The sequence below is a fragment of the Streptomyces sp. YPW6 genome (assembly GCF_018866325.1).
Taxonomy (GTDB): domain Bacteria; phylum Actinomycetota; class Actinomycetes; order Streptomycetales; family Streptomycetaceae; genus Streptomyces.
The window spans coordinates 7,304,578-7,323,944 of record NZ_CP076457.1; the positions used below are offsets into that span (position 1 = coordinate 7,304,578).

General features: G+C 72.0%; 15 protein-coding genes. 13 read left to right on the top strand and 2 right to left on the bottom strand.

The genetic code is table 11. The annotated features are described in order from the left end of the window. Nucleotides 1-7: 7 nt before the first annotated feature. The 5 genes from KME66_RS31950 to KME66_RS31970 all read left to right on the top strand — a co-directional run bounded on the left by KME66_RS31950 (nucleotide 8) and on the right by KME66_RS31970 (nucleotide 4,930). Entirely contained in the window at nucleotides 8-985 is a 978-nt protein-coding gene (locus KME66_RS31950) for an ABC transporter permease (protein ID WP_216328488.1), read from the top strand. Then, nucleotides 982-2,031, top strand: a complete 1,050-nt coding sequence (locus tag KME66_RS31955) for an ABC transporter permease (RefSeq protein ID WP_216328490.1) — start codon at nucleotides 982-984, stop codon at nucleotides 2,029-2,031. The genes KME66_RS31950 and KME66_RS31955 overlap by 4 nt, the downstream gene beginning before the upstream one ends. 46 nt (nucleotides 2,032-2,077) lie before the next feature. Beyond that, on the top strand, nucleotides 2,078-3,109 hold the full coding sequence (locus KME66_RS31960; RefSeq protein WP_216328492.1) for a LacI family DNA-binding transcriptional regulator: 1,032 nt from the start codon (nucleotides 2,078-2,080) through the stop codon (nucleotides 3,107-3,109). Between the two features lie 76 nt (nucleotides 3,110-3,185). Then, on the top strand, nucleotides 3,186-4,250 hold the full coding sequence (locus KME66_RS31965) for an aldose epimerase family protein (protein ID WP_216328494.1): 1,065 nt from the start codon (nucleotides 3,186-3,188) through the stop codon (nucleotides 4,248-4,250). Between the two features lie 263 nt (nucleotides 4,251-4,513). Beyond that, entirely contained in the window at nucleotides 4,514-4,930 is a 417-nt protein-coding gene (locus tag KME66_RS31970; RefSeq protein WP_216328496.1) for a thioesterase family protein, read from the top strand. Nucleotides 4,931-5,072: 142 nt separating this feature from the next. On the opposite strand, the gene KME66_RS31975 is transcribed toward KME66_RS31970, so the two are convergent. Beyond that, entirely contained in the window at nucleotides 5,073-6,218 is a 1,146-nt protein-coding gene (locus tag KME66_RS31975; RefSeq protein ID WP_216329759.1) for a Dyp-type peroxidase, read from the bottom strand. Nucleotides 6,219-6,540: 322 nt separating this feature from the next. On the opposite strand from KME66_RS31975, the gene KME66_RS31980 reads away from it, so the two are divergent. From KME66_RS31980 to KME66_RS32010, 7 genes are all read left to right on the top strand, one after another. Beyond that, complete coding sequence (locus KME66_RS31980) at nucleotides 6,541-7,776, top strand: cytochrome P450 (RefSeq protein WP_216328498.1); 1,236 nt, start codon at nucleotides 6,541-6,543, stop codon at nucleotides 7,774-7,776. A 19-nt stretch (nucleotides 7,777-7,795) separates the two neighbouring features. Next, nucleotides 7,796-8,929, top strand: a complete 1,134-nt coding sequence (locus KME66_RS31985; protein WP_269086427.1) for a type III polyketide synthase — start codon at nucleotides 7,796-7,798, stop codon at nucleotides 8,927-8,929. A 99-nt stretch (nucleotides 8,930-9,028) separates the two neighbouring features. Next, nucleotides 9,029-10,219, top strand: a complete 1,191-nt coding sequence (locus KME66_RS31990; protein WP_073224099.1) for a S8 family peptidase — start codon at nucleotides 9,029-9,031, stop codon at nucleotides 10,217-10,219. Nucleotides 10,220-10,434: 215 nt separating this feature from the next. Beyond that, nucleotides 10,435-14,724: a discoidin domain-containing protein gene (locus KME66_RS31995; protein ID WP_216328500.1), complete on the top strand. Its 4,290-nt coding sequence runs from the start codon at nucleotides 10,435-10,437 to the stop codon at nucleotides 14,722-14,724. Nucleotides 14,725-14,849: 125 nt separating this feature from the next. After that, the gene (locus KME66_RS32000) at nucleotides 14,850-15,974 is read left to right on the top strand and encodes a LacI family DNA-binding transcriptional regulator (protein ID WP_253208531.1); all 1,125 of its coding nucleotides are present in this window, start codon (nucleotides 14,850-14,852) and stop codon (nucleotides 15,972-15,974) included. Next, complete coding sequence (locus tag KME66_RS32005; RefSeq protein WP_216328501.1) at nucleotides 15,938-16,255, top strand: cupin; 318 nt, start codon at nucleotides 15,938-15,940, stop codon at nucleotides 16,253-16,255. Before KME66_RS32000 ends, KME66_RS32005 begins: the two co-directional genes overlap by 37 nt. Before the next feature lie 140 nt (nucleotides 16,256-16,395). After that, nucleotides 16,396-17,373, top strand: coding sequence for a YihY/virulence factor BrkB family protein (locus KME66_RS32010; RefSeq protein ID WP_253208532.1), 978 nt, complete (start codon nucleotides 16,396-16,398; stop codon nucleotides 17,371-17,373). 24 nt (nucleotides 17,374-17,397) lie between these two features. On the opposite strand, the gene KME66_RS32015 is transcribed toward KME66_RS32010, so the two are convergent. Continuing rightward, nucleotides 17,398-18,246, bottom strand: a complete 849-nt coding sequence (locus KME66_RS32015; protein ID WP_216328503.1) for a M12 family metallo-peptidase — start codon at nucleotides 18,244-18,246, stop codon at nucleotides 17,398-17,400. 219 nt (nucleotides 18,247-18,465) lie between these two features. Between KME66_RS32015 and KME66_RS32020 the strand changes: the two genes are divergently transcribed. Continuing rightward, nucleotides 18,466-19,338 (top strand): ABC transporter substrate-binding protein, encoded by an 873-nt coding sequence (locus KME66_RS32020; protein ID WP_216328505.1) that lies wholly within the window; start codon nucleotides 18,466-18,468, stop codon nucleotides 19,336-19,338. The last annotated feature ends 29 nt before the right edge of the window (nucleotides 19,339-19,367 follow it).

Here is a 19,367-nt window from a genome sequence, read left to right on the forward strand (position 1 = left end):
TGGGCCAGTGACCACCCAGGCCACCCTGCCACGCCCCGCCGCGAAGCCACGGGCGCGGCTGCGCGACCCCGCCTGGTACCAGGAGTACGGCGTGTACGCGGCGGTCGCCGTCGTCCTGCTGTTCAACGCGCTGTTCACCGAGCACTTCATGACGGCCGGCAACCTGCGCACCCAGCTCGTCCAGGTCGCGCCCATCGTGATCGTCGCGCTCGGTATGGCCCTGGTCATCGGCACCGAGGGCATCGACCTCTCCGTCGGCTCCACCATGGCGCTCGCCGCGGCCCTGCTGCCGCTCTACCTCGGCTACGGACTGGTCCCCGCGCTCCTGATCGCCCTGCTCGCCGGGGCGGTGGTCGGCGCGGTCAACGGGACGCTCGTCTCCCTCGTCGGGCTGCAACCCATCGTGGCGACCCTGGCCCTGTTCGTCGGAGGCCGGGGTCTCGCCCTCGTCATGGCGGACGGCCGCCTCAAGCAGATCGTCAACCCCGATCTCCTCGCCCTCGGCACCGGCTCCTTCCTCGGCATCCCGACGGTCGTCCTCATCGCGGGCGTTCTCGCGCTCGCCGTCGCGTTCCTGGTGCAGCGCACCACCTTCGGCCGCCAGATCGTCGCCATCGGCGGCAACCGATCGGCCTCCGCGCTGTCCGGACTGCCGGTCAAGCGCGTCCTGATCGGCGTCTACATCCTCTGCGGGGTGACGGCCGCACTCGCCGGGATCCTCGCCACCGCACGGCTCACCGCCAGCGACCCGTCATCCCTCGGCACGCTCATGGAGCTGTCCGCCATCACGGCGGTCGTCGTCGGCGGAACACCCCTGAACGGCGGCTCCATCCGCGTGCTCGGCACCGTGGCCGGAGCCCTGCTGATGCAACTGCTGCGCGCCACCCTCGTCAAGCACGACCTGCCCGACTCCACCGCACAGATCGCCCAGGCGGCCATCATCATCGCCGCCGTCTACGTCGCCCGGGAGCGTAGGTCCCGATGAACAAGACCACACCGGCCACCGTGCCCGCGGCGCAGGCCCCGGCACTCCCCGGGAACGCCCCCTCGCGTCCCGATGCCCACCCCGGGCGCTCCACCGGCTCCCGCCTCGGGGAACTCGTCCGGCGTCAGGGCGTCCTCGCGGTCCTGCTGACCGTCATCCTCATCGCCTCGTTCGTCTACCCGACGTTCGCCGGCCTCGACAACGCCCGCGGCATCACCGTCCAGGCGTCGTTCCTCGCGATCGTCGCGCTCGGCATGACCCTCGTCATCATCACCGGCGGAATCGATCTCTCCGTCGGGTCCGTCTTCGCCCTCGGCGGAGTCCTCGCCGCCTGGGCCTCCCCGTGGGGCTTCTTCGCCGCCCTGCTCGTCCCCCTGGTGGTCTGCGGTGCGATCGGCGTGGTCAACGGGCTGCTCATCGCCCGCGCCGGCATGGCGCCCTTCATCGTCACGCTCGCCAGTCTCCTCGCGGCGCGCGGCATGCTGCTCGCCTTCACCGACGAGGGGGCCACCACGTACCTGGTGCCCAAGGACTCCGCCTTCGCCGAGCTGGGCCAGGGCAGTGTCTGGGGCTTCGGCCACCCGGTCCTCATCGCGCTGGGCCTCTTCGGCGCGGGCGGCCTCCTCCTCCAGCGGACCTCCTTCGGGCAGACGCTGTTCGCGGTCGGCGGCAGCAGCGACGCGGCCACCCTGATGGGGCTGCCCGTCGCCCGGACGAAGATCCTCGTCTACACCCTCAGCGGGCTGCTCGCGGGACTGGCCGGAGCACTGAACGCCGCCCGGCTCTCCTCCGGTGTCACCATCGTCGGGGTCGGCATGGAACTGGACGCGATCTCCGCCGTCGTCATCGGCGGCACGCTCCTCATCGGCGGTGCCGGATCGGTCAGCGGCACCCTCTGGGGCGTCCTGCTGCTCGCCGTGATCCAGAATCTGATCAACCAGATCGGCTCGCTCAACTCCTCGTACCAGTCGGTGGTCAGCGGCGGCTTCCTTATCGTGGTCGTGGTGGCACAGCGTTACCTCGCGCGCAGCCGGAGAACCACCTGAGCCGTACGGATCGGGCCGAGTCGAACCAGGAAAGACAGGGAGTGCCGTGGGCGTCAGCCTCAAGGACGTAGCTCAACGGGCGGGCGTGTCCATCAAGACCGTGTCGAACGTGGTCAACAACTACCAGCACGTCACCCCGAAGATGCGGGCCAAGGTGCAGCAGGCGATCGACGAGCTCGGCTACCGGCCGAACCTCACCGCCCGTCATCTGCGCAAGGGCCGTACCGGCATCATCGCGCTGGCCGTCCCCGAGTTCGGCAACCCGTACTTCGCGGAGCTGGCCGGCGAGGTCGTCGACGCGGCGGCCCGGCACGACTACACCGTCCTGGTCGACCACACCGCGGGCGAGCGGGAGAAGGAACTGCTGGTCTGCCAGGGATTCCGCTCCCACGTCATCGACGGGCTCATCCTCAGCCCCATCCACCTGGAGACCGAGGACCTGATGGCCCGCACCGAGACCGCGCCGCTGGTGCTGCTCGGCGAACGCGAGTACGAGGCCCCGTACGACCACATCGCCATCGACAACGTGGCCGCCGCCCGCGAGGCCGTCGCCCACCTCATCGCCCTGGGCCACCGGCGTATCGCCTTCCTCGGCTCCCGCACCGGCCGGGAACGCCAGCCCGCCCACCTCCGGCTGCGCGGCTGGCGCGAGGAGCTGGCCGCGTCCGGCATCACCCCCGACGAGTCCCTGGTCGTCGTCACCGACGGCTACGGCCGCGAGGACGGGGCCGCCGCGATGGCCTCCCTCCTCGACCGGGGCGAGCGGCCCGACGCCGTGTTCGCGTACAACGACCTGATCGCGATCGGGGCCATGCGCACCATCACCGAACGCGGCCTCGCCATCCCGGACGACATCGCCGTCGTCGGCTTCGACGACATCGAGGAGAGCCGGTACGGGGCCACCACCCTCACCACCATCGCCCCGGACAAGGAGTCCATCGCCCGGCTCGCCGTCGACAGCCTCGTGGAACGCCTCGCCGGCACCCCCGTCGCAGAACCCCGGCGGCCCCGCCCCGGCCACCGCCTCGTCCTGCGTGAATCCACCGCGCACCGCGCGGCCTCCGGGCCGACCAGCTGACCCTCCCCGCGAGGCCCTCCCGCACCCGGGACCCGGCGCAGCGACGCCCCTCCCCGCATCCTCCAAGGACTTCCTCATGCCCACCGTGCACCGCACACCCTTCGGCCGCGCCCACGGGCAGAGCGAGACCGATCTGTGGACCCTCGACTCCGGCACCGGCGTCCGGGCCGAGATCCTCACCTACGGCGGTGTCCTGCACAGCCTCACCGTGCCGGACACCGCGGGCGAACCCGGCCCGGTCGTGCGCTCGCTGCCCGCGCTCGACGACTACACCGACAAGAACCCGTACTTCGGGGCGATCGTCGGGCGGTACGCCAACCGCATCGCCCACGGCCGCTTCACCCTCGACGGAACCACCCACCACATCCCCGCCAACGACCGCGGCCACGCCCTGCACGGCGGCCCCGACGGCTTCCACACCAAGACCTGGCGGGCCACCGGGCACCGCACCGACACCACCGCCGTCCTCCGGCTCACCCTGCACAGCCCCGACGGCGACATGGGCTTCCCGGGCGCGCTCGACGTCACCGCCACCTACACCCTGGACACCGCCGGAACCCTCGCCGTCGACTACGCGGCCACCACCGACCGGCCCACCGTCGTCAGCCTCACCCACCACGCCTACCTCAACCTCGGCGACGACGACATCCTCGGCCACACCCTCCAGGCCGACGCCGACGCCTACCTCCCCGTCGACGCCGGCTCCATCCCCGAGGGCCCGCCCGCCCCGGTGGCCGGCACCCCCTTCGACCTCACCGTCCCCCGCCGCATCGGCGAACGCCTCGACCACCGCGACGCCCAGCTGGAACGGGCCGGCGGCTACGACCACTGCTGGATCCTGCGCCCCGCGGCCCCCGGAACCCTGCGCCGTGCCGCCCGCCTCACCGCCCCCGGCGACCGGCGCACCCTGGAGCTGTGGACCACCGAACCGGGCCTCCAGATCTACACCGCCAACCAGCTCGACGGCGCGTTCACCGACGGCACCGGCCGCCGCCACCGGCGCCACGGCTCGCTCTGCCTGGAGACCCAGCACCTCCCGGACTCACCCAACCGCCCCGGCCACCCGAGCACGGTGCTGCGCCCCGGAGCCGTGCTGCGCAGCCGCACCGAATGGCGCTTCCCGCACCTGCGGGCACGGTAGCCGCGCATCCGGGCGGCCGGGCCGGCCGCATCCGGAAGGGCCGGCCGGGGCCGGACGGGTCGGCCGGGGCCGGACGGGTCGGCCGGGGCCGGACGGGGCGGACGACGCCACCCGAGCACGGCAGGTGCGCCGTGGGATCCGGCACGCCCGGCCCCCGGGGCAGGCCCCCCCCGGAACGGGTCCCCCCGGGTGCAGGCCCTCCTGGAACAGGCCCCCCCTCGGTCCACCGGAATGGACGGCCCGGCCCGGTTGTTCGCACGGTCATGACCTTCTCCGTTGATGTGACCGTGCGCGGCTACGAGCTCGACACCCAGGGCCACCTGAACCAGGCCGTCTACCTCCAGTACGCGGAGCACGCCCGCTGGGAGCTGCTGCGCGCCGCCGGACTGCCCCAGGAGAAGCTGCTGGCCGGCGGAATCGGCCCGGTGCAGCTGGAGGTCACGGTCAGGTACCGCCGCGAACTGCGCGGCGGCGAGCGCGTACGGGTCACCTGCTGGTTCGACTACGGCACCGGCAAGACGTTCACCCTGGAGCAGCAGATCCTCAAGGAGGACGGCACGGTGGCCGCGGAGATCACCGGAGTGGCCGGCGTCCTCGACCTCACCGAACGCCGGCTCGTCGCGGACCCCCGGGGCCGCCTGGCGGCGCTGGCGGGCAACCCGGATCTGCTGACCGGCTGACACCGGGAGCGTCGTCCGGAGGACGGCCCCACCCGGACGGACGCCGGCGTCATCGTTGCCCCGCCGTGCGGGTGGCGGCCCCCGGTGCCGCCACCCGGCACCACGTGCTGGAGGGCGCGGACCGCACCGCGGCGGCGGCCTCTCAGGAACCGAGCAGGGCCGAGCCGTACCAGTCCGACGCGTCGGTCACCCCCGGCAGCGTGAGGAAGTAGCCGCCGCCCGTCGTGGTGCTGAAGTCCGCGAACCGTTCGCCCTCCAGCCGCCTCTGCACCGTCGCGAACTGCCGCTCCACATCCCGCTGGTAGCAGCAGAAGACGAGCCCGACATCGAGCGTGCCGTCGGGAGCGAGGCCCCGGTCGACGTTGTAGCTCCGGCGCAGCAGGACCGAGTCCTCACTCCCGGGGGTACGGGGATTGGCCCGGCGGATGTGGGAGTCCAGCGGCGTCACCCGGCCCTGCGGGTCGCGCCCGTAGTCGAGCGGGTCGCTCTCCTTCTTCCCGTCCAGCGGTGCCCCGGTCGACTTGCGGCGGCCGAAGATCCGCTCCTGCTCGTCCAGCGGTACCCGGTCCCACGCCTCGGCCCTCAACCGGATCGTGCGCAGTACCTGGTAGCTCCCGCCACGCGCCCAGCCCGGCCCCTCCGGCCCGACCCAGACGAGCCGGTCCATCTCCCGCGCCGACGCGGTGTCCGGGTGCGCGGTCCCGTCCTTGAAGCCGGTGAACGACCGGGGGCTGCCCTCGGGGCGCGGCGGGTTCACGAACCCGTCGGCCCGCCACCGGGCCCGCAGCAGCCCGCCGGTCTCCCGCGCCAGATCCCGTACGACATGGAGGACGGCGTCCGGGTGCTGCGCGCACACCTGCACCGAGAGGTCCCCGTGGCAGCCGCCCGGTTCGAGCCGGTCCCCGGGGAAGCGCGGCATCCGGGTGAGTCCGGGCGGCCGTGCTCCCCGCAGGCCGAAACGCCGGTCGAACAGCGAGGCGCCCACCCCGACGGTGATCGTCAGCCGGTCCTCCGGTCCCCGCAGCGCTGCCACATCCGGATCCTTCGGGGTGACCCCGGCGGTGAGGACGCGGCACCGGACGGTCAACTTCCGCAAGAGCGCCTCCAGCTCCGCCCGGTCCCGCGCCAGCACGTCGAAGGCGACGAAACCGCCGAACCGCTGCTGCGGAGTGAGGATGCCCGCCTGGTGCGGCCCGTGGAACGGCACCCGGCCCTCGTCCGAGCCCGCCGCCGGGGCAGCGGAAGCGGCGCCCGCCGCCCCGGCGCCGATCAGCCCCGCGCCTCCCACCACACTCGCGGCCCCCCGTACGAAGGTACGTCGACCGAGATGCGTGTCCCGGTGCTGGTCACTTTCCGTCATAGCCGTTCCTCTTCCCGCGAGTCGGACGGTCTGCTCTGGCTCTCATCTCTACCGCACGGAGCACCAGCTCAGCGCTGCTTCCTCCGTGCGGGCGGTACGCCTGGGCCCGGAGGCCGAGCGCCGGGGCGTGCGCCCCCCTGATCGGCTGATGGCGAACAGTGAGTGACATGTTTCCCGGCGCGGCGGGGGACACAGGGGAGGTCTGTTCCCGGGCCTGGCACCGGGATGCCCTGAACGTCCCGAACCGGCCATGGGGAGAACCTCGGTGGAGAACACCACGGTGCGACACGACGAAACCGTACGGACCTGCCCGTTCGACTACGCGGAGCAGCTCGAGTTCGACCCCCGGCTCAGGCACCTGCTGACCGAGGAGCCGGTGTCCCGGATCCGGATGGCGTACGGCGAGGGCGAGGCCTGGCTCGTCACCCGCTACGACGACGTCCGGACGGTCACCACCGACCGGCGCTTCAGCCGCAGCGCCGTGCTCGGCCGTGACTTCCCCCGGATGACCCCGGAACCGATCGTCCAGGCCGAGTCCATCAACCTCATGGACCCGCCCGCCAGCAGCCGGCTCCGCAGCCTCGTCGCCAAGAGCTTCACCCCGCGCCGCGTCGAGCAGATGCGCGGCGGGACCCAGCGCGTCGTCGACCGGCTGCTGGACGAGATGGCCGACGAGGGCGCGCCGGCCGACTTCGTCGCCCGCGTCTCCTCGCCGCTGCCGCTCATCACCATCTGCGAGGCGCTCGACATCCCCGAGGCCGACCGCCCCTGGCTGCGCGCCCACGCCATGACCATGATGAACGTCGGGGCGGCCGGCAAGCAGGACGCCGTACGCGCCAAGGCGGAGCTGCGCGGCTACTTCCAGGAGCTGACCGCCGACCGCCGCCGCTCCCCGGGCGACGACCTCATCAGCACGCTGGCCACGGCCCGGGACGGCGCCGAGCTGCTGGACGACGACGAACTCGCCGTCATGGCGATGGTCCTGCTCATCACGGGCCAGGACACCACCACCTACCAGCTCGGCAACATCGCCTACACCCTGCTCACCCGCCCGGAACTCCTCCACTCCCTCCGGGCCGAACCGGCCCGGCTGCCCCGCACCCTGGAGGAGCTGCTGCGCCACATCCCCTTCCGCAAGGGCGTCGGCATCCCGCGCATCGCCCTGGAGGACGTGGAGCTCGGCGGCGTCCTGATCAAGGCCGGGGACGTGGTGCACGTGTCCTATCTGACGGCCAACCGGGACGCCGCCAAGTTCGACCGCCCCGACGAGCTGGACCCCGACCGGCCGTCCATCCCCCACATGACGTTCGGCTGGGGCGCCCACCACTGCCTGGGCGCACCGCTGGCCACGATGGAGCTGGACGTGGCCTTCTCCACGCTGCTGACCCGCTTCCCGGCCCTGCGTCTGGACGTGCCGCCCGAGGACATCGAGTGGAACACGACGTCCATCTGGCGTTACCCGCTCGCCCTGCCCGTCACCTGGTGACGAGAGCCTCCGCTCCGAGATACGAGGAGAACCCATGGCGACCCTGTGCAGACCCGCCATCGCTGTGCCCGAGCACGTCATCACGATGCAGCAGACCCTGGACCTGGCCCGCGAGACCCACGCCGGGCACCCGCAGCGCGATCTCGTCCTGCGGCTCATCCAGAACACCGGAGTGCAGACCCGGCACCTCGTGCAGCCCATCGAGGAGACCCTGAAGCACCCCGGATTCGAGCTCCGCAACCGGGTGTACGAGGCCGAGGCCAAGAGGCGGGTGCCCGACGTCGTCCGGCAGGCCCTCGCCCACGCCGAGACCGAGCCGTCCGAGATCGACCTCATCGTCTACGTCTCCTGCACGGGCTTCATGATGCCCTCGCTGACCGCGTGGCTCATCAACACCCTGGGCTTCAGGCCCGAGACCCGCCAACTGCCCATCGCCCAGCTCGGCTGCGCGGCCGGCGGCGCGGCCGTCAACCGCGCGCACGACTTCTGCGTGGCCTACCCCGACGCCAACGTCCTCATCGTCTCCTGCGAGTTCTGCTCGCTGTGCTACCAGCCCACCGACATCGGCGTCGGCTCACTGCTCTCGAACGGGCTCTTCGGGGACGCCCTCTCCGCCGCCGTCGTACGCGGACAGGGCGGCACGGGGATGCGGCTGGAGCGCAACGCCTCGCACCTGGTGCCCGACACCGAGGACTGGATCTCCTACGCGGTCCGCGACACCGGATTCCACTTCCTGCTGGACAAGCGGGTCCCCGGCACCATGGAGATGCTCGCCCCGGTCCTCCAGGACCTGGTCGACCTGCACGGCTGGTCCGTCCCGGACATGGACTTCTTCATCGTGCACGCGGGCGGCCCGCGCATCCTGGACGACCTCTGCCACTTCCTGAAGCTGCCGCCCGAGATGTTCCGCTACAGCCGGGCCACCCTCACCGAACGCGGCAACATCGCCAGCTCCGTCGTCTTCGACGCGCTGGCCCGCCTCTTCGACGACGGCGGTGCCGCGGAGTCCGCGCAGGGCCTCATCGCCGGCTTCGGACCCGGCATCACCGCCGAGGCGGCCGTGGGCAGCTGGACCCACGACGACCTCCGCCCGGCCGTCGAAGCCGGCCTCGACGAGCTGGAGCTGACCGCCGGCGTTGCGCTGTCCGGCTGAACCGGCTAAGGCGACCGGCGGACGGAGACGAAGGAACGGGTGTTCGTGCTTCGCGGATGCACTCGCTCCGCGATCGGATCCCCATCCCGAGGAGAACGCATGCGCCTGCCCGCCCGATGGGCCGCGGCCGCCCTGCTGCTGATCGCCCCGATGGTCGCCACCCCCGCCCCGGCCTCGGCCGACAGCGGCCCGGAAGGGGTCGTGGTGGAGCAGTCCACCCGGGCCGTACCCGGGCAGTACATCGTCACTCTGGAGCCCGAGCTCTCGCCGGACGCCGTCCTGCGGGAGCTCGGGCTCAGCCCGATGTTCCGCTACGCGAACGTCCTGCACGGCTTCGCCGCCACGCTCACCGCCGCCGAACTCGCCGCGGTACGGACCGTTCCCGGTGTCCTCGCCGTCGAGGAGAACGCCGAGGTCGCTGTGGAGGCCCCCAGGGCGGGAAGCCTCTTCGGGGCTCCCGCGGCCGGCTGGGGCACCGACCGCATCGACCAGCGCACCCTGCCGCTGGACGACGCCTTCACGACCACGGCCACCGGCGACGGCGTCAAGGTGTACGTCGTCGACACCGGCATCGACGCCGCGCACAGCGAGTTCGGCGGCCGGGTCGTCCAGGGGTACGACGCCGTCGGGGACGGCCGCGACGGCATGGACTGCAACGGACACGGCACCCATGTCGCCGGTACCGCGGGCGGTGCGACCTCCGGCGTAGCCGAGGACGCCTCGCTGGTGAACGTACGCGTCCTGAACTGCCAGGGCCGGGGCACCTGGGCCGGCATCCTCGCCGGGTTCGACTGGGTCGCCAAGGACGCCGAGCGCACCAAGGCCCCCGGCGTGCTGAACGCCTCGCTGGGCGGGGCGCGTTCCACCGCCGTCGACGCGGCGGTCGAGGCCGTCGCCGACGCCGGCGTGCTGCCCGTCGTGGCCGCCGGGAACGACGACCGCGACGCCTGCGACGTCTCCCCGGCCGCCGCCGACGGCGTGGTCACGGTCGGAGCGAGCGACCGGCAGGACCGGGAGACCTCCTTCAGCAACTGGGGCTCCTGCCTCGCGCTGTACGCCCCCGGGGCCGACATCGTCTCCGCCCGGCTCGGCGGCGGCACCGTCTCGCTGAACGGCACCTCCATGGCCAGCCCCCACGTCGCGGGCGTCGCCGCGCTCTACAAGGAGGAGAACCCCTCGGCCTCGCCCGCCGCCGTCGCGCGATGGCTGACGGACACGGCCACCCCCGGCGTGCTCCTCGGTCTCGGCCAGGGCTCGCCCGACCGGCTGCTGTACACCGGCGGCCTCTGACGATCGGCCGGGCGGCCCGTCCGGCTCCCCGCGACGGGACCGGACAGGCCGCCCGGCTGTTGCCGTAACGGTGGACGCTCTCTCATTTCTCTGCAACTCTCTGACGACACAACGCAAAACAGGCCGCAGCATACGCAGAAACTCGTGTTCCCTGGCTGCGGTCACAGAGCCGCGCCCTCGGCGCGCCCTGCGCCGAGGCCGAAGATCGGGGAGCTATGAGAGCCCAACGCTGGAGATGGCGAGCGATATCCGCCGTCATCACGACCAGTCTTCTGATGATCGGTGTGCCGTCGTTCGCCGCCGCGGCGGCCGACGGCCCCAACCTCGCCGCGGGCCGGGCCGCGGCCGCGAGCAGCGCCCACGCCGAGTACGGCGCGGCCAACATCACCGACGGCAACCGGTCGACGTACTGGGAGAGCGCCGGAGGCGGGATGCCCCAGTGGATCCAGACCGACCTGGGCGCGGGCACCCGGGTCGACGAGGTGACGCTGACCCTCCCTGCGGGCTGGGAGGCCCGCACCCAGACGCTGTCCCTCCAGGGCAGCGCGGACGGCACCAGCTTCGCGACCCTGAAGAACTCCGCGACGTACACCTTCGCCCCCGGCGCCGCGAACGAGGTCACCATCGCGTTCCCGGCCACCCTGACCCGCTTCGTGCGCGTCGACATCACCGCCAACACCGGCTGGCCGGCCGCCCAGCTCTCCGAACTGGAAGTCCGGGGCGCCGGGGACTCCTCGCCCGACCTCGCCAGGGGAAAGACCCTCACCGCCAGCAGCAGCAACGGCTCACAGATCCCGGCCAACGCCAACGACGGCAACCGCGACAGCCACTGGGCGAGCAGGAACGACCAGTTCCCGCAGTGGATCCAGGCCGACCTGGGCGCGTCGCTGGGTGTGGACCGGGTGGTGCTGCGACTGCCCGACGGCTGGGCGGCACGCAGCCAGACCCTGAAGCTCCAGGGCAGCGCCAACGGCACGGACTTCACCGACCTGACCGCGTCCAAGGCCTACCGCTTCGACGCGGCGGGCGGACAGTCGGCGACGATCAGCTTCGACGCCGCGACCACCCGGTACGTCCGTGTCCTGTTCACCGCCAACACCGGTGCACAAGCTGCCCAGTTGGCGGAGCTGGAGATCTACGGGCCCACCACCGGGGACACGCAGGCCCCGACCGCGCCGAAGAACCTCGCCTTCACGGAGCCCGCCACCGGCCAGATCCGGCTCACCTGGAAGGCCTCGACGGACGACACGGGCGTCACGGGCTACGACGTCTACGCGAACAACACGCTGCTCACCAGCGTGAGCGGTGACGTCACCACGTACACCGACACCCGTCCGGCCGGGCAGAGCGTCAGCTACTTCGTCCGCGCCAAGGACGCGGCGGGCAACGTCTCGGCCGACAGCAACACCGTCACCCGTGACGGCGACAGCGGCGACACCCAGGCCCCCACCGCCCCCGCAGCCCTGGCGTTCACCGAACCGGCCGGCGGTCCGGTGAAGCTGACCTGGCAGGCGTCCACCGACAACAAGGGCGTGACCGGCTACGACATCTACGCCAACAACGTGCTGCGCGGCAGCGTCGCGGGCGATGTGCTGACCTACACCGACACCCCGTCGGCGTCCACCACGGTCAGCTACTTCGTACGGGCCAAGGACGCGGCGGGCAACGTCTCCGGGGACAGCAACACCGTCACCCGCAACGGGCAGAGCGGCTCCGTGTCCAACCTCGCCGTGAACAAGCCGATCACGGCCTCCTCCGTGGTCCACACCTACGTCGCCGCGAACGCCAACGACAACAGCACCTCCACCTACTGGGAGGGCGCGGGAGGCAGTTACCCCAACACGCTCACCGTGCGGCTCGGCTCCAACGCCGACACCGAGAGCGTCGTCGTCAAGCTCAACCCCGACAGCAGCTGGGGGCCGCGCACCCAGCGCATCGAGGTACTCGGCCGGGAGCAGAGCTCCTCCTCCTTCAACTCCCTGTCCGCCGCGAAGGACTACGCCTTCAGCCCCGCGTCCGGCAACACGGTGACCATCCCGGTCTCCGCCCGCGTCGCGGACGTCCGGCTGAGGTTCACCGCCAACAGCGGCGCGGGCGCCGGCCAGGTCGCCGAGTTCCAGGTCCTGGGCGCCCCGGCGGCCAACCCCGACCTCCAGGTCACCGGCATCACCGCCGCGCCCGCCACCCCGGTCGAGACGGACGAGATCACCCTGACCGCGACGGTCCGCAACTCCGGAGCGCTCGCCGCTCCGGCGAGCAAGGTCGAGCTGCGGCTCGGCTCCACCAAGGTCGCCACCGCCTCGGCCGGCGCCCTCGCGTCGGGCGCCTCCACCCAGGTCAGCGCCTCCATCGGGGCGCGGAACGCGGGCAGTTACGAACTGAGCGCGGTCGCCGACCCGGCGGACGAGATCATCGAGGAGAACGAGACCGACAACACCTACACCAGCGCCTCCCCCCTGGTCGTGAAGCCGGTCTCCAGCTCCGACCTGGTGGCCGCCGCGGTCACCACCTCGCCGTCGGCCGCGTCGGCGGGCGACACGGTCACCTTCTCCGTCGCCCTGAAGAACCAGGGCACGGTGGCCTCGGCGGGCGGCGCGCACGGCATCACGCTGACCCTCGTCGACAGTAAGGGCGCCACGGTGAAGACCCTCACCGGCGCCCACGACGGGGCCATCGCGGCGGGCGCCACGACCGCACCCGTCCCGCTGGGCACCTGGACCGCGGCCAACGGCTCGTACACCGTACGGACCGTGATCGCGGCCGACGCCAACGAGCTCCCGGTCAAGCGCGAGAACAACACCGCCACCCAGGCCCTCTTCGTCGGACGCGGCGCCGACATGCCGTACGACATGTACGAGGCGGAGGACGGCACGACCGGCGGCGGCGCCCGGGTCGTCGGCCCGAACCGGACCGTCGGCGACATCGCGGGCGAGGCCTCCGGTCGCAAGGCCGTCACCCTCAACAACACCGGGAACTACGTCGAGTTCACCACCAGGGCCGCCACCAACACCCTGGTCACCCGGTTCTCCGTCCCGGACGCCCCGGGCGGCGGCGGCATCGACTCCACGCTGAACGTCTACGTCGACGGCGTCTTCCTCAAGGCGATCGACCTCACCTCGAAGTACGCCTGGCTGTACGGGAACGAGACCGCTCCCGGCAACTCCCCGGGCTCCGGGGCGCCCCGCCACATCTACGACGAGGCGAACATGATGCTGGGCAGGACCGTCCCGGCAGGGTCGAAGATCCGGCTCCAGAAGGACAGCGCCAACACCTCCACGTACGCGATCGACTTCGTCAGCCTGGAGCAGGTCGCCCCGGTCGCCAACCCGAACCCCGCGACGTACACCGTGCCTGCCGGCTTCACCCACCAGGACGTCCAGAACGCCCTGGACAAGGTCCGCATGGACACCACCGGCACCCTGGTGGGCGTCTACCTCCCGGCGGGGGAGTACAGCACGGCCGGCAAATTCCAGGTCTACGGCAAGGCCGTGAAGGTCGTCGGGGCGGGGCCCTGGTACACCCGGTTCAACGCCCCGGCCACGCAGGACAACACCGATGTCGGCTTCCGGGCCGAAGCCAGTGCCAAGGGGTCGTCGTTCGCGAACTTCGCGTACTTCGGCAACTACACATCACGGATCGACGGGCCCGGCAAGGTCTTCGACTTCTCGAACGTCTCGGACATCGTGATCGACAACATCTGGAACGAGCACATGGTGTGCCTCTACTGGGGCGCCAACACCGACAACGTCACCATCAAGAACTCCCGTATCCGCAACATGTTCGCCGACGGCGTCAACATGACCAACGGGTCGACCGACAACCTCGTGACCAACAACGAGGCGCGGGCCACCGGTGACGACAGCTTCGCGCTCTTCTCGGCGATCGACGCCGGGGGAGCCGACATGAAGAACAACGTCTACGAGAACCTGACCTCGATCCTCACCTGGCGTGCGGCGGGCGTCGCCGTCTACGGCGGGTACGACAACACCTTCCGCAACATCCACATCGCCGACACCCTGGTGTACTCCGGGATCACGGTCAGCTCGCTGGACTTCGGCTATCCGATGAACGGATTCGGGACCGGACCGACGACGATCGAGAACGTCTCGATCGTGCGCGCGGGCGGTCACTTCTGGGGATCGCAGACGTTCCCCGGTATCTGGCTCTTCTCGGCGTCGAAGGTGTTCCAGGGCATCCGCATCAACAACGTGGACATCGTCGACCCCACGTACAGCGGGATCATGTTCCAGACGAACTATGTCGGGGGACAGCCGCAGTTCCCGATCAAGGACACCGTGCTCAGCGACATCTCCATCTCGGGGGCGCGCAAGAGCGGTGACGCGTTCGACGCCAAGTCCGGCTTCGGCCTGTGGGCCAACGAGATGCCGGAGGCGGGGCAGGGCCCGGCCGTCGGTGAAGTCACCTTCAACGGGCTGAAGTTCAGCGACAACGCTCAGGACGTCAAGAACACGACACCCGGCTTCAGGATCAACATCAACCCGTAGGCGAGAAGAGGGGCGGCGGAGTGATCGCAAGGGGGTGCTTCCCAGTGGCTGGGAAGCACCCCCTGTGCGTGCAGTCTTTGCATTGATAAGTCAATTGTTTGCGCAACTTGCGCTAACCTTGCGGCATGACGCGACGACTTGCTCAGGTTGCCAAGAAGGTCGGGGTCAGCGAGGCCACGGTGAGCCGGGTGCTGAACGGCAAGCCCGGGGTGTCCCGGGCCACCCGGCAGTCCGTGCTGACGGCGCTGGACGTCCTCGGCTACGAGCGCCCCACCCAGCTGCGCGGCGAGCGCGCCCGGCTCGTCGGCCTCGTCCTGCCCGAACTGCAGAACCCGATCTTCCCCGCCTTCGCCGAGGTGATCGGCGGCGCCCTCGCCCAGCAGGGGCTCACCCCCGTGCTGTGCACCCAGACCAAGGGCGGGGTCTCCGAGGCGGACTACGTGGACCTCCTGCTCCAGCAGCAGGTCTCCGGGGTGGTCTTCGCCGGCGGGCTGTTCGCCCAGGCCGACGAGGCCCACGAGCACTACCACCGGCTCGCCGAGCGCCGCATCCCCGTCGTGCTGATCAACGCTCCCATAGAAGGACTGGACTTCCCGTGCGTCTCCTGCGACGACGCCGTCGCGATCGAGCGGGCCTGGCGCCACCTGGCCTCCCTCGGCCACCAGCGCATCGGTGTGGTGATGGGCCCCTCGGACCATGTGCCCTCCCGCCGGAAACTCGCCTCGGCCCGGGCCGTCGCGTCGGCCACCGGCGGTGAGCTGACCGAAGCACACGTCGAACGGTCGATGTTCTCCCTGGAGGGCGGCCAGGCGGCGGCCTCCCGGCTGCTGGAGCGGGACGTCACCGGCATCATCTGCGCCAGCGACCCCCTGGCGCTCGGCGCCGTCCGCGCGGCTCGCCGGCGCGGCCTCGGCGTTCCGTCCGACATCTCCGTCGTCGGCTACGACGACTCGGCGTTCATGAACTGCACCGAACCCCCGCTCACCACCATCCGCCAGCCCATCGAGGCCATGGGGCGCGCCGCCGTCGAACTGCTCTGCGCGGGCATCCAGGGCGGAGCGCTCCCGCCGGACGAGCTGCTGTTCGAGCCGGAGCTGGTGGTCCGGGGGTCCACCGCGCAGGCGCCCCGCCGGGCCCGGACCGCCGGTCCGTCCGCCGTCGTCGGGGCACACCAGGATCGCGGAGCGCGTGCGGCTGCGGCACAGTGGGGCACATGGACGACATCAACGCCCTCGCCGAGGACCACCTGACCGCCGCCCGCGCCTCCGCACACGGCCGCAGCGCCCACCTCGTGCTCCAGCAGCCCCCCTTGCGGCAGACGGTGATCGCCCTCACGGAGGGGACCGCACTCGACGAGCACAACGCGCCGCCCGCCGCCTCGCTCCTCGTCCTGCGCGGCAGCGTCCGCCTCACCGCCGGCTCCGGCGACACGGAACTGTCCGCCGGAGCCCTGCACCCGATCCCGAGGGAACGGCACGGGCTGCTGGCGCTCAGCGACGCGGTCGTCCTCCTCACCGCCGTCAACGACTGACCGGCCGGCGGTCGCCGGGACACCTCGGCAGGTATGGCCCGGCCGCGACGTGGCAGGAGAGGATCGAGCGGGGCAGGTCCGTCCGGGAACGAGCGGGCCACCCCCGTCACCACAGCCACCCACGTCCCCGGAGCACCAGCTTGCCCACCGAGACCGCCTCCGCCGCGGACAGCGCCGCCCCCGCCGAAGGGCGTGCCGCACCGCACCACTCCTGGCTCACCGCTCTGCGCCGCACCCCGGTCTCGCTGTGGAACGACGACATCACCGACTGGGCCGCCGCCCTGACGTACTACGCCATCCTCGCCCTGCTCCCGGCGCTCCTGGTCACCGTGTCCGTGATCGGCCTCGCCAACCCCGACGCGACCAGCGCCCTGATCTCCGACATCACGGCGTTCGCGCCCGCCGAGTCCGGGGAGGCGCTGCGCAGGCCGCTGGAGGCGGCGACCGAGCGGCGCTCCGCCGTCTGGCTGCTCGTCGCGACCGGGTCGGTGAGTGCCGTCTGGTCCGCGTGCAGCTACCTCGCGGTCTTCCGCCGCGCGATGCACGCCATGCACGGCGTCCGGGACAACCGCCCGCCCCTGCGCCAGGCGCACCTCATCGTCGTCTCGGCGATCGGCCTGCTCCTCCTGCTGATGACCAGCGCCTTCGTCCTCGTGATGACCGGGCCGCTGGCCCGCTGGCTCGGCCGTCGCATCGGCCTGCCGCACGAGGGGGAGACGCTCTGGGCGGTGCTGAAGTGGCCGCTGCTGGTCCTTCTCGTCGCCTGTCTGATCATGGTCCTCTTCAGCACCGGACCCCGCTCCGCGCGGGGGGTCCGCCGAGGGCTGCCCGGAGGGATACTCGCCGCGTTCTGCTGGCTCACCGTCTCGGCGCTGTTCGCCCTGTACGCGACCCGGATCGGCAGCTACAGCAGGCTGTACGGATCGCTCGCGGGGCTCGTCGTCTTCCTGATCTGGATCTGGTTCGCCAACCTCTCACTGCTGTCCGGAGCCCAGTTCAACGTCGAGCTGCGGCGGTCCGCACCGGGGCGGGTCCCCGGCACGGGCGCGGAGAAGACCGAGGGATCCGGCAGCGGCTCCGGCGCGGACGCCGACAGGTCGGCGACGGCCGCGGAGTGAAGCGGGCCGGGGGCCTCGCCCGGCTCACCCCTTGGTGCGGTACCCGGCGACGATCGGCATGGTCTCGCGCAGCACCCGGACGCCGTCACTGTCCGCGTCGCCCAGCCGTTGCCCCTGCCATGTCCCCGTCGCGCTGGAGAACCGGCTGACGCGGCGGCAGTGGCTGCCGCACGCGGAGCGGTACGCCATGATCGTGTACCGGGTGCCGTCCCGGGTGATCCAGCCGGTGTTGTACGGGCGGTTCCGGCTCACGCTCATCGAGCCGTCCGGGTTGCCCGCCAGCGTCCTGCGGTCGTGGGCGAGGCCGAGGTTGTGTCCGATCTCGTGGCTCGCCGAGTCCAGGTCGATCCCGTCGACGTCGACGACCGCGTAGGCGTACTCGTCCGTGGAGCTGTCCAGTGCGGGCGTGTAGTCCGCCGTTCCGCCGCCCCGCTCCGGCCGGTCCACGACCAGCGTGACCAGATCGGCTCCGTACCGGGCCCGCTCTTCGTGCGCCCGGCGTCCGATCCCCGCCGACGCGTGGTCCTTGAGGAGGGCGTGCGCGGCACGGAACTCCTCCGGCCCCTCGTAGCCGGTGACCGTCCGCGGGTGGACGACACGGATGACACCGCAGAGCCCGCCACCCGCCAGGGACCGGTTCATCCGGGTGGCGATGCGCTGGGCCGAGGCGGGCACCCGGTGCGCGCCGCCGACCCGCCGCGCGGCCTTCGGCGTGTAGAGCACCAGGACGTCGACCACGGGACACGATGCCGTCCCCGCGGATTCCGCCGCAGGGCCTGCCGTGGTGGCGGTGGCCGGTGCGTCCGCCGCGGCCGCGCAGAGCGACGCGGCGATGCCGGCGGCCAGGACCGCCTTCGCGAGATGGGCGCGCATGGGAGTCGACTCCGTCCGGAGGGGCCGGCGGGGCGCCGCCCGATAGCTGAAAGTTACTCACTTCTAACACCCGGTGATGGTGCGCGCCTGTTGTGCCGCCTGGCCGGGCGGCCGGTTCTCCGCCGGTCGGAGGGGTGCGGCGGCGAGGAGGTGGGCAGGTACACGTGTGCGAACTCGCACGAACGGAACGGCAGTCGGCGGCAGAAGGGCGTGTGTGACGTGACGGAACAGAGCGGATGGCGGTTCTCCGACGACCGGGGCCGGCAGTCGACGGCGTCCCGGCCGCCCGCGCGGGTGCTGGCCTACGTCCAGGCCGGGGCGACCCTGTGGGGCCTCGGAGTCCGGCCGGTGGGCATCTTCGGCTCCGGCCACGACGGACCCGGCCCCGACACGGCCAAGACCGGGACCCTGCCGCTCGACTCCGTCGAGTACGTGGGTGCGGGCAGTGCCCTGGACGTCGAGCGGCTCATGCGCGCCGAGCCGGACCTCGTGGTGGCCGTGAGCTACGGCGACGGCCAGGTCTACGGGCTGGCCCCCGAGACGGCCAAGCCCCTGGAGGAGCGGGTGCCCGTGGTCGTCCTCGACGTCAGCCAGGCCCGCACGTTCGGTGAGATCGGTGAGCGGTTCGCCGAACTGGCCCGGTCGCTCGGCGCCCCCGGGCGGCCGGGCGCGGAGCACGACCTCGACGCCGCCCGGGAGCGGCTGCGTGCCGTCGCCGCAGCCACGCCGGGCGGCGGGCCCCGGGTGCTCGCCCTCTCCCCGGCGGGCCCGGACCAGGCGCATGTCGCGCGCCCCGGGATGTGGCCCGAACTGCGGGTTCTCGCCGAACTCGGCGTCCGGCTCATCGAGCCCGCCGAGGGCCCGGGTGCCAACTGGTCCACGCTCGACCGCTCCGGCGCCTTCGCGCTGCGCCCCGAAGTGATCCTGACCGACATCCGCGCCCACGCCGCGCCCCTGGAGGAGTTGCGGGGGAGTGGGGGCGCCTCGATACCCGCCGTCCCCTGGAACCCCGAACCCCTCTACGGCCCCCGCGACCACGCCCGCTTCCTGGGCCTGGTCGCGGACGCCCTGGAGGCGGTGCGGGCGGGCTGAGTCCCGGCTTCGGCGAGGTGTTCCCGGGT